11 protein-coding genes are annotated in these 10,763 nt (G+C 22.8%); 7 read left to right on the forward strand and 4 right to left on the reverse strand.

The window, feature by feature from the left end; translation table 11 throughout:
* Nucleotides 1-158: 158 nt before the first annotated feature.
* Complete coding sequence (locus tag GBZ86_RS08720; RefSeq protein ID WP_152889734.1) at nt 159-1,484, reverse strand: MATE family efflux transporter; 1,326 nt, start codon at nt 1,482-1,484, stop codon at nt 159-161.
* A gap of 100 nt (nt 1,485-1,584) precedes the next feature.
* On the opposite strand from GBZ86_RS08720, the gene GBZ86_RS08725 reads away from it, so the two are divergent.
* Entirely contained in the window at nt 1,585-2,406 is an 822-nt protein-coding gene (locus GBZ86_RS08725) for a MerR family transcriptional regulator (RefSeq protein ID WP_152889737.1), read from the forward strand.
* 68 nt (nt 2,407-2,474) lie between these two features.
* Here GBZ86_RS08725 and GBZ86_RS08730 read toward each other — a convergent pair whose 3' ends face one another.
* Nucleotides 2,475-3,815 carry a CoA-disulfide reductase gene (locus tag GBZ86_RS08730; protein ID WP_152889739.1) on the reverse strand — a complete coding sequence of 447 codons (1,341 nt, stop codon included), beginning with the start codon at nt 3,813-3,815 and terminating at the stop codon, nt 2,475-2,477.
* A 135-nt stretch (nt 3,816-3,950) separates the two neighbouring features.
* Here GBZ86_RS08730 and GBZ86_RS08735 point away from each other — a divergent pair, with 135 nt between their 5' ends.
* From GBZ86_RS08735 to GBZ86_RS08745, 3 genes are all read left to right on the forward strand, one after another.
* A complete protein-coding gene (locus GBZ86_RS08735; protein ID WP_152889742.1) occupies nt 3,951-4,901 on the forward strand; it encodes a TRM11 family SAM-dependent methyltransferase in 951 nt (316 codons plus the stop codon).
* A gap of 90 nt (nt 4,902-4,991) precedes the next feature.
* Nucleotides 4,992-5,384, forward strand: a complete 393-nt coding sequence (locus GBZ86_RS08740) for a hypothetical protein (RefSeq protein ID WP_152889744.1) — start codon at nt 4,992-4,994, stop codon at nt 5,382-5,384.
* A gap of 197 nt (nt 5,385-5,581) precedes the next feature.
* Entirely contained in the window at nt 5,582-6,094 is a 513-nt protein-coding gene (locus GBZ86_RS08745) for a ferritin (RefSeq protein WP_152889747.1), read from the forward strand.
* Nucleotides 6,095-6,270: 176 nt separating this feature from the next.
* Here GBZ86_RS08745 and GBZ86_RS08750 read toward each other — a convergent pair whose 3' ends face one another.
* Nucleotides 6,271-6,465: a hypothetical protein gene (locus tag GBZ86_RS08750; RefSeq protein WP_152889749.1), complete on the reverse strand. Its 195-nt coding sequence runs from the start codon at nt 6,463-6,465 to the stop codon at nt 6,271-6,273.
* Nucleotides 6,466-6,487: 22 nt separating this feature from the next.
* Entirely contained in the window at nt 6,488-6,676 is a 189-nt protein-coding gene (locus tag GBZ86_RS08755) for a hypothetical protein (protein WP_152889751.1), read from the reverse strand.
* 192 nt (nt 6,677-6,868) lie between these two features.
* On the opposite strand from GBZ86_RS08755, the gene GBZ86_RS08760 reads away from it, so the two are divergent.
* The 3 genes from GBZ86_RS08760 to GBZ86_RS08770 form a co-directional block, all read left to right on the forward strand.
* A complete protein-coding gene (locus GBZ86_RS08760; protein ID WP_152889754.1) occupies nt 6,869-8,635 on the forward strand; it encodes a putative mucin/carbohydrate-binding domain-containing protein in 1,767 nt (588 codons plus the stop codon).
* Between the two features lie 310 nt (nt 8,636-8,945).
* Complete coding sequence (locus GBZ86_RS08765) at nt 8,946-9,770, forward strand: ATP-binding cassette domain-containing protein (protein ID WP_152889755.1); 825 nt, start codon at nt 8,946-8,948, stop codon at nt 9,768-9,770.
* Between the two features lie 193 nt (nt 9,771-9,963).
* Nucleotides 9,964-10,763: IS1380 family transposase (locus GBZ86_RS08770; protein ID WP_152889758.1), on the forward strand; the 800-nt coding region annotated here is incomplete at its 3' end.

Consider the following 10,763-nt stretch of genomic DNA (forward strand, 5'->3'; position numbering starts at 1 on the left):
AGACCGGGGGATATCTCGGATTATATCATAATATTAAAAATATATTTGAAAAATTTAGAAATTTTGCTTATAAAACTAAAAATAGCATTTTTGCTTTATGCAAAAATGCTATTTGTCTACAAACTGAAACAGCATCTTTTATGGATGCTGTTTTTTTATTAGAATTCATATTTTTCCTTATATTTTTTTATAAATAATATGGATATAATAACTGTTAAAATTTCTGAAAAGGGAACTGTAAGCCATATGCCATTTATTTTAAATATTAAAGGAAGTATAAAAGCACCTATTAAAATAAATACGAAAGTTCTTGAAAAAGAAATTATAGCTGATAGTTTCCCATTAGAAAAAGATGTGAATAAGGATGAAGCAAATATATTTATTCCTACGAATAAGAAAGAAAATGAAAAAATTTTCATTCCTGATAGAGCTAAATAAAAAACATCATTAGTTTGTTCTACAAATATTCCAACTATATTTTTAGAAAATAATAAAGCAATAATAAATATTATTATTGATGAATTAAGGATAAATATCTTTGAATATTTATAGGTTTCTTTTAATTTATCAGTGTTTTTTGCACCATAATTATAGCTTATAAGAGGTGCAATCCCTGATGAAAATCCTAAGTAGGTTGAAACTAGCAAAAAGTGTGCATATAATATGATAGTTAAAGCGGCTACACCATTTTCACCTGCATATTTTAATGTAAGCATGTTAAATAATAAAGTAGTAATGGCTGTGGATAATTCTGTTACCATTTCAGAAGAGCCATTAATTAAAGTATCTCTAAGTAAATTAAAATCAAAATTAGGTTTTGTAAACTTTAAAGTTGATTTTGAAGAGGTAAAGTACCAAATGCCTAACAAGGCAGAGATTAAAACTCCAAGTCCAGTAGCTAAAGCAGCACCAGCTATTCCTATGCCTAATATTTTTATAAATACGTAATCAAATATAATATTTATTAATCCACCTATAATAGATAGTAATAAACTAAAATTAAAGTTTCCATCTGTTCTAACAAAGAATTCAAGCATAGTTTTAATAATAAAAATTGGTATAAAAATAGCTATTATTCTTCCATAAGATATGCAGTAAGGAAGTAAGCTTTCAGTAGCACCAAGAAATTTACAAATTGGAGTAATAAAAACAAAACAAAACAATGAAAATAAAATTCCAATTAAAGCTGCCACAATAAAAAGTAAAGAAAAAGATTTATTAGCATTTTTAAATTTTTTTTCTCCAAGCTTAATAGCTACTAAGGCACTTCCTCCTGTGCCAAACATTATGGCTATACCAAAAATTAAATTAATTATAGGTAAAGTTATATTAATACTTGCTAAAGCATCAGAACCTATTAAGGTTGATACAAAAATTCCATCTATAATTGTATATAAAGAAATAAAGACCATTGATAAAATTGCTGGTGCTACAAATTTCATAAATTCGCTAAAATTAAATTTCTTTGAAAATAAAGCTTCCATTTTATAATTTCCTCCTTAAATTAATTGTCTTATTGAATTATAATGTGTATAGTAACTATACAGTCAATAGTTAATATGTTTATATAAAAAGGGGATTAAAATGGAAGTTAATTTAAGAGAAAAATATCTCACTATAGGTGAATTTGCTAAACTATGTGGAGTAGGAAGAAAAACATTGATTTTTTATGATAATATTGGAATATTTTCACCAGAATATAAGGATGAAAAAGGATATAGATTTTATACATTAAATCAATATGATACTTTTAATATATTATTAGAATTAAAGGAAATAGGTGTTTCTTTAGATGAAATTAAAGAGTATTTAAAAAAAAGAAATCCTAAAAATTATATAAATATGTTAAATGAAGAAAAAATTAAAATTAAAGAAAAAATTAAAAAATTAGAACATATATCAGAAATAATAAATAATAAAATTAAAGTAGTGAAGACCGGAATAGAAAATAATTATAATGATAAGGTGTATTTAAAGCATTTTGAAGAAGAAAATATACTTGTATGGCATTTAGAAAATGAAAAGAACATTATGAGAGGAATAATTGATTTTATAAATTATTGTAATGAAAATAATTTTAATAAAGGTTATACGTTAGGAGCTATGGTAAGTAAAGAAAATGTAGATAGTAAAAAATTCACAGAAGTAACTAAATTATTTATACCTGTGAATAAAAAAATAAAGAGCAATAAATTAAACATAAAACCTAAAGGCTATTATGCTTGTATAAATCATAAAGGTTCTTATGAAAGTACAAGTATATCCTATGAAAAACTATTAAAATATATTAATGAAAATAATTATAAAATTTTAAGTGATTCTTATGAAATAGGATTGTTAGATTTCTTTGCTGTAAAAGATGAAAGAAATTATTTAACTCAAATATCTATATTAATTAGTGAATAATTATTATAAAAATATTATTTAAAGCAATAATTATATTGTTTAATTATTGCTTTAAATAATATAATATTTTAATCAGCTACATTGCCTATTATATTAATAATATCCCAAGTGCTTGAAAATGGAGGAGAATAGCTTAAATCAAGCATTGCTAATTCTTTAGTTGTCATATTATTAAAGATTGCAGTAGCAAGTAAATTTATACGCTGAATCACGCCATCCTTACCTATACCCTGAGCACCTAAAATTGCTTTAGTATATTCATCATAGATTAATTTCAAATAAATTTTACTTTGACCTGGATAATAATCATTGTGATTTACACCTTCTATAAAAGCAGTTTTATAATTAAATTTATATGATTTAGCTTGTGCTTCTGAAATTCCAGTGGTGGCTGCCTGTAAATTTAAAATTTTCACAGAGGCAGAACCTAGGGTACCAGGAAATTTTTCTTCATTATAATGGGAACTTATATTTTTAGCTATTATTCTTCCAAGTTTATTTGCCCCAGTAGCTAAAGGAAGATATATAGGTTCTTTTAATATTCTATGATTTATAGTAGCACAATCACCAGCTGCATAAACATCTTTTATAGATGTTTGTCCATATTCATCAATGATTAATGCATTATTCTTAAACATATTTAAATTATTATTTTTTAAGAATTCAGTAGCAGGATGTACTCCAGTAGCAATTATTAATATATCTAAAGGATAATTACCCTTACTAGTTACAACCTTTTCTAGTTTTTTATTACCTTTTAGTTCTAAAATTGTTGTAGATAAATGTAAATTGATATTTTCACTTAATAAATAGTTTTTTATTATATCAGTAATTTCTTTATCAAATACATTATTAAGAATAGAATTGCTTAACTGAAATACATGTATTTCTTTATTTAATTTTTTTAAGGATTCTAACAGCTCTACGCCTATAAAGCCTCCACCTAATATTCCTACTTTTTTATTATTTAAATTTTTTAGTGATTTTTTTAAAGCAATTCCATCAGACATATTTCTTAAGGTATATACATTTTTAATATTTATATTTTTTATATTAGGAATAATAGGAGTAGCACCTGTAGCTATCATAAGCTTATCATAGTTATCCTCAATTATTTCTAAAGTATTAATATTTTTAATTGTAAGTTTTTTATTATAAAAATCACAAGAAATCACTTCAGAATTTAAAAAAACTTTTATACCGTTTTTTTCAGCTTGTTCTACTGTCCTTGCAATCATTTTATTTTTATCTTCAAAAAAACCACCAATAAAATAAGGAAGACCACAAGCTCCAAAAGATATATAATTAGATTTTTCATATACAATAATCTTAGCATCTTTATGAAGTCTTTTTAATTTAGATGCCATGGTCATACCTGCGGCTATTCCTCCAATTACTACATATTTCATATAAATCAACTCCTTTAATTTATTTTACAACTAATGTATTAACTTTACAAAATTATAAAGGATTAATGGTAATAGTACTTTATAAATATGAATATGGTATAATTAAATGATAATAAAAAGGAGATATATTTTTTTATGATAGAAAATTTAAATAAACATAAATTAAAAGAGTATTTTTATGTTATAAATTATCCACATTATGAAAAAGAATTATGTGAAATGGAAATTAAATATATTTTTAATTCTGTTCTAAATAAAAAATATTTTTTTTCTAACAAAGAAATTAACCCTTCAAGAAGTGCTTTTATAAAGCATAGTATTTCTATAATATATTCTGCAAATTCCTTAAAAGAAATAACAGATAAAATTTTAGAAGATAAATTATCCTATGATAACTTTAAAGTATGTTATGTAAAAAGTGAAGATGGCGATGTAGAGTATAATGAAAGACTTAATAGTTTAAAAGAAATAGGTTTTGTCATTAATGGCTTTCCAGATATACATAATCCAAGTGTAATTTTAGGAGTTACTAAGGTTAAAGATAGATGGATATTTGGGGAATATAATAAGAATGACTTTAAATGGCATAATCATGATAATAAACCATATTCATATTCTAATTCTTTAGGAGTAAAAACTTCTAAAGCAGTAGTTAATATAGCCGTAGGTAATGATTTAAAATGTTCAGTAGTGGATCCTTGTTGTGGGGTAGGAACTGTTGTTATTGAAGCTTTAGATTTAGGAATTAATATTAAAGGATATGAAATAAATGAAAGTATTGCTTATAATGCAAAAAAAAATTTAGAGTTTTTAGGATTTAAGGATGTTGTAAAACATAAAGATATGCATACTATAGAAGAGTTTTTTGATGTAGCTATTGTAGATCTTCCTTATGGTTTATTTACACCTACTACTATTATAGAGCAAAGAGAGATATTAAAAACTGCTAGAAAAATTTCAAAAAAAATGATTTTAATTACTTCAGAAGATATGGAAAAACATATAACTTCTTTAGGATTTAAAATTATAGATAAGTGTATAGTTTATAAAAATAATTTTAAAAGAAGAATAACTGTGTGTATATAAATAATTATTAATTAAATTTAAAAAAAATAGTTTTAAAAAAACTTCTATGAATATATTTACAATATAGTAATTATTTATAGGAGATTTTTTATGAAAAATAAAAAACTTAGAGCATTAGGATATGCCTTTGCTACTATGCTTATTTTAATAGGTGTGGTAAGTATTATAGTAGGAGTTAATTGGTTTAATTTAGAAGTTGGTGCAGTAGTTTTATTCTTTATCTTTTTAATTCCTGCTGTAGGTATATTTGTTTATTTAGGATGTACAGAAGAGGATGAGGAAGAAAAGCTTCCAAATGAATTAAAAGGAATTAGAAACTATAAATTTAAAGCTATAGAAAGTGCTTTATGGTTATTAGCAGTAGCCTTGTTTTTTATTATAGGCTTTAATTTAAATGGTTGGAGTTATGCATGGGTAATTTTTATTATAGCAGCAGCTTTATCACAATTAATAAAAGCTTTTTTTTATCAATTTAAAGAATAATATAAATATTACCATTATTTTTTAATTAATTTAATAAATCCTTTAAGTAAATGAATACTTATTTTTTAATAGTGTTAAAATACTTAAAGGATTATTCTTATAATAATATTAATGTAAGTTTGAAATTTTAAAATAAAAGAGTTAGTATAAGTACATAAATAATATTTTATATTAGTTTAAACATGGAGGATAAACAAATGTTAAGCGAAAATTTACTTAATGAACTTAATGAACAAGTTAACTTTGAATTTTACTCATCTTATACTTATTTGGCTATGTCAGCTTTTGCTGAATCAGTTGATTTAAGTGGTTTTGCTAATTTTTTTAGAGTTCAAGCTCAAGAGGAACTATTTCATGCAATGAAATTATATGATTACATATTTCAAAAAGGTGGAGTTGTAAAGTTAGATACAGTGCAAAAACCTAATTCAGAATTTAAAGATATAATAGATGCTTTTGAAAAAGGGTATGAACATGAAAAATTAGTTACAAGTAAAATTTATAAACTTGCAGATATTGCTAGTGAAGAAAAAGAACATGCAACTTTAAGTTTACTTAATTGGTTTATAGATGAACAAGTAGAAGAAGAGAATAATTTTAATTCTTTATTAAAAAGAGTTAGAAGATCTGAAGGAAATCCAGCAGCGTTATATATGATGGATGATGAACTTGCTACAAGAATTTTTACACCACCTACAGCAAAAGCATAATTGAAAATTAAAAAACTAAGTTATAATTATATTATAATATAATTATAACTTAATTTTTTATTAGTTGTATTTATAAGAAAATAAATGAAATAAGTTTTAACTAATACCTATAGAAGCAAGAAATATATTAGCATTTATATATTTCTTGCTTTTAAAAAAATATAAATTACAATTGTTTATTCTATAAATCCATAACTAGCAGTTCTAGTTGTTTTTAAGGCATTATTTACATTACTAAGTGTATTTTGAAGAAGTTGTTTATTTTCATCATATTCTACAGTAATTAATGCTTCATTTAATAATTTTTCAGCACTCATTACACTTGATAAAGCAAGTTTAAGTTCACGTTTTGAGTTAATTCCATGTCCCATAATAAAAATCCTCCTAAAAAAATTAATCTTTATAGTTAATTAAATTACTATGAGCATTTTCTAAAGCACTGGCAACAGCTTTTAATGCTGCATGTATTTCAGTTTTATTATGTTTATTTTCTACATTAGAATAAGCTAAATTCAAATGATTTTGAGCATGACAAAGTTCATCAGTAGCTTTTCTAAACTTATCTTTTGCATTACTACGCATACTTACACCACCTTTAATTATAAAAATTATAAACTTATTATGTGTGTAAAATAAAAAAAATAAACAAGTATCATTTTTCCAAAATGCTTTCCCATTTTTTGGATTTAGTCATATTATGGTATTAAAGAAAAAATAATCAAAAATATTAGCGAATTAAGTATTTTTAACTTTGTATTCAAAGGAGGAAAAAAAGTGAAAAGTAAGTATGAAGTAATAAAAATAAAAGGAAAAAATCCTTATTGTAATGGTAAAGTGAATCCTTATGTAGAAGCTTGTGATAAATTATTAGTAGTTAATGAATTAAAATTTCCATGTAAAAAGAAAGACATAAAATGTATAAAAAAAATTTATATAAGTGCAAATATAGAAAGTATAAAAATTGTATCTGTACCAGTAACAAATGTTCTTGCAGAAAATGAAATACAATTAAAAGAAAGAAAACTATATATAGTTGGGAATTTAATTGAAAAAATAGAGTACATTACATTTAATTCTTATAAAAAACAAGATGAACTTACAGCAAAAATTCCTTTTACTAAATATATTAGTATAGAATGTAATTATGTACAAGGAATGAATGATTATTGTGTTACTCCAATAATAAAAAATATTTGTGCAGAATCATTAAATAAAAGATGTATAAAACAACAAATAGAATTAATTTTATCAGCTTATAAAAAAGATTTATCTCTTGCAGAAATTAATATAAATAGTCCATTAAGTACAAATTCAACTTTAAGTAACAATGAAAAAAATATAAATTTAATAGATTTTTATGGAGAAAATGATTTAGAAGTTGCTAAAGTGCAATTAGATATTAAAAATAAAATTATAAAAGCAACTTCAACTAATATTACAGCTAATTTAAATTTTGATAATGAAAAGTATTTTGAATTTTTAATAAAAGATTCTAAAGGAAATATTAAAATTCAAGCTGTTGTTATGGGAAATGAAACAGGTGAAAATTTTTCTCAAATTTTAAATAATTATAAATTTGATTACAATGATATTTTAGTATTAAATTATGAAGAAAATAATAGAGTGAAAATGTATAATTTACCTAAAAAGGATTATGTAGAATATATTCCAGAAGGAAATTCAGAAAGTTATGTTATAACTTCAGAAGGATTGATTTTGGTTCAAGAATTTGAAAGTGAGGTTATTAATAGTATAATTATAAAAGGTAAAGATTCAGAATTTATGGCACAAATAAATTTAATAAATGCTGTTAATAGGTTGCAAGTTGTTTCAACATCAAAAATAATTAATGATGATTTTGAAGATATAGAATATTTTGCAATAGTATTTAATGATATTGAAGGAAATTTAAAGAAAGAAGTAATTTTAAATGGTAATGAAAATTCAGATAAATTAGTAAAAGAATTAAATGATTTTAATTTTGAGTATGATGATAGTATAATATTAAGATATAAACAAAGTTATAATATTTCAATTACAAATTTTCAAGGAAAAGAAGAATATAATCCAACAGGTAATATTAGTGAATATACAATAACTCCAGATGGATTAACTCCATATGAAGCAATAGGAAGTAAACTTTTAAATAGTATAATATTAAATGGAAAAAATTCAGAACCCATAGTAAAAATTGATTTAGTTGAAGATGCTAATAAAATTTTAGTTATGTCATCAGGAATTTTAGTGGATGAAGATAAGAAAAATGAAGAGTATTTTTCATTAATTTTAAAAGATAGTACAGAAAATGTTAAAATAGAAGCTACAATAAGGGCTAATGAAAATGCTAATAATTTTGCAATGGATTTAGATGGATTTAGTTTTGATTATAATGATATTATAGAATTAAAATGTAATGAAACTAGAAATGTTATGATTACTAATTTTCAAGGAAAAGAATCTTATAATTTAATTGAAAAAAGTGAAAGTTATGCAATAACTATTAGTGGATTAGAGAAAGTAGAGAATATATTATATTATTAAAATTAAATAATTTTTAAAGTTTTAATAATGTAAAAATTGAACTAGAAATTAATAATTTCTAGTTCAATTTTTTAAATTTGTTCTATTTTAAATAATTTATATTTAGATAAAATAGTGATATTATTCTAATATTAACAATAGATTATATAAAGAAGAAAAAGATAAACTTTTATCTATAGATTAAGAAAAACAGCTTAGTTTTATTGCGTTTTAAAAAATATATTTATGATATAAAAAAATAAAACAATGAGAGGACTTAAATAAATTTTAACTTCTTTAACGTGTTAAAAAGCTTTAAGGGGGATAACAAATGGAGTATTTATTAGAAATGATGGTAGGAAGGTATACTTCTTTTAAAGTGAATAAAAAGAATAATAATCCTGGTAATACTATACTTAATATATCAAATTTATTTGTAATGAATAATAAAAAAGTATTAGCATTAAAAAATTTTTCATTAAAAATAAGACAAGGAGAAATTATAGGAATAGTGGGAGTAAATGGAGATGGACAAATAGAATTAGTTGAAGCAATTACTGGTATGAGAAAAATAGATAAGGGAAAAGTAGAATTTATTAATGAAGAAAAACATAAGTTCTTTATGGGATATAGAACTAATAAAAGTATACCTTGTAAAAAGGATAAAAATAAAAAAGGATTAATTTTAGATTATACATTAGAAAGTAATATACTACTACAAATTTACAATAAAAAAACTTATTCTAAAAAAAGATTATTAAATAAAAAATCAATAAAAATTTATAATAAAAATATAATAAAGGATTTTCATGTTAAATCATCAAAACAGCAGTTAAATATCTTAAGATCTTTATCTTTTATAAATATAAAAAAAAATATTATTTGTAAAAAAATAGAGTTACAATCAGAGATAGTTATAGCAGTACAACCTACTAAAAATTTGGATAAAGATTCTATAGATTATATACATAAAAGATTAATTAAACAAAGAAATTTAGGTAAAGGAGTACTATTAATTTCTTCTCAATTAGATGAAATTTTAAATTTATCAGATAGAATAGTTATAATAAATAATGGAGAATTGGTAAATATAGTAAATACTGATGAAATAAATGAAAAAGAAATTGATTTTATAATGACTAAAATTAAAAATTAGTAAATGTACTTCAATGAATTTTAAATTTTACCCTAATTATTCATGAAAAAATAAAAATCATAATAGATATGGCTTAAAATAATGCTTTTCTACAAAAAAAAATTCACCTATTAGGTGAAAAAGTATAGAAAAAAGGATTCAACCCTGTTATTGTTAAATTAAGGAAAAGAAACAATGAAAGGAGAATCCTTATATGAGTAGTTTATTAGAAAAATCAGTAAATTTCAATAGTAAAATTAAAATAAATTTTGAAGGTGGAAATTTAACATCTGATAGTGGTCTTTTGTTGTATAAAGAATTTGATGAAAAAATAGGATTTAGTAAAACTATAAAGAAAATTTTTAAAATAAAAGATAATGCTAGTTTTAGAATTCATACAAATGAAGATATAGTACTTCAAAAAATTTATCAATCTATTGCAGGATATCACACAGATGATAATGCTGATGAACTTATTAACGACCCTGCTTTTAAAGCAGTTCTCGAAAAAGGTGCATTAGCATCTCAACCAACATTATCTAGGTTTAATAATAGATTAGATGTTGATAGTATAAAAATATTTGAACGCATAAATGAACTACTTTTAGATAAAATTTATCAAATAAAATTACCAAAGCAACTCCTATTTGATTTAGATTCTACTAATGCTGAAACTTATGGAAATCAATATGGTTCTGATTATAATGCTCATTATTCAGCTAATGGGTATCATCCTCTATTAGTATTCGATGGGTTAACTGGTGATCTTATAAAAGCAGAATTAAGATCTGGTAATGTATATACTTCGCGACAAGTTAATAGGTTTATTGGACCTATGTTAAAAAACTACTCAAAAAAATATAGCTCCATAGATAGATTTGTAAGAGCTGATAGTGGTTTTGCAAATCCAGAATTATTTAAATTAATAGAAGAAAATAAAGCTTTTTATGCTATAAGATTAAAAGCTAATTCGTCTCTTTATGCCAAATCAGAAGATTTAACTAAAAAAATGGA

The organism is Clostridium tarantellae (assembly GCF_009295725.1).
In the GTDB taxonomy this organism is placed as follows: Bacteria; Bacillota; Clostridia; order Clostridiales; family Clostridiaceae; genus Sarcina; species Sarcina tarantellae.

Bases quoted from the DNA above. Each gene is read 5' to 3' on its own strand.
- GBZ86_RS08725 (WP_152889737.1), top strand. From the start codon at position 1,585: ATGGAAGTTAATTTAAGAGAAAAATATCTCACTATAGGTGAATTTGCT.
- GBZ86_RS08750 (WP_152889749.1), bottom strand. From the start codon at position 6,465: ATGGGACATGGAATTAACTCAAAACGTGAACTTAAACTTGCTTTATCA.
- GBZ86_RS08755 (WP_152889751.1), bottom strand. From the start codon at position 6,676: ATGCGTAGTAATGCAAAAGATAAGTTTAGAAAAGCTACTGATGAACTT.
- GBZ86_RS08735 (WP_152889742.1), top strand. From the start codon at position 3,951: ATGATAGAAAATTTAAATAAACATAAATTAAAAGAGTATTTTTATGTT.
- GBZ86_RS08765 (WP_152889755.1), top strand. From the start codon at position 8,946: ATGGAGTATTTATTAGAAATGATGGTAGGAAGGTATACTTCTTTTAAA.
- GBZ86_RS08745 (WP_152889747.1), top strand. From the start codon at position 5,582: ATGTTAAGCGAAAATTTACTTAATGAACTTAATGAACAAGTTAACTTT.
- GBZ86_RS08720 (WP_152889734.1), bottom strand. From the start codon at position 1,484: ATGGAAGCTTTATTTTCAAAGAAATTTAATTTTAGCGAATTTATGAAA.
- GBZ86_RS08740 (WP_152889744.1), top strand. From the start codon at position 4,992: ATGAAAAATAAAAAACTTAGAGCATTAGGATATGCCTTTGCTACTATG.
- GBZ86_RS08730 (WP_152889739.1), bottom strand. From the start codon at position 3,815: ATGAAATATGTAGTAATTGGAGGAATAGCCGCAGGTATGACCATGGCA.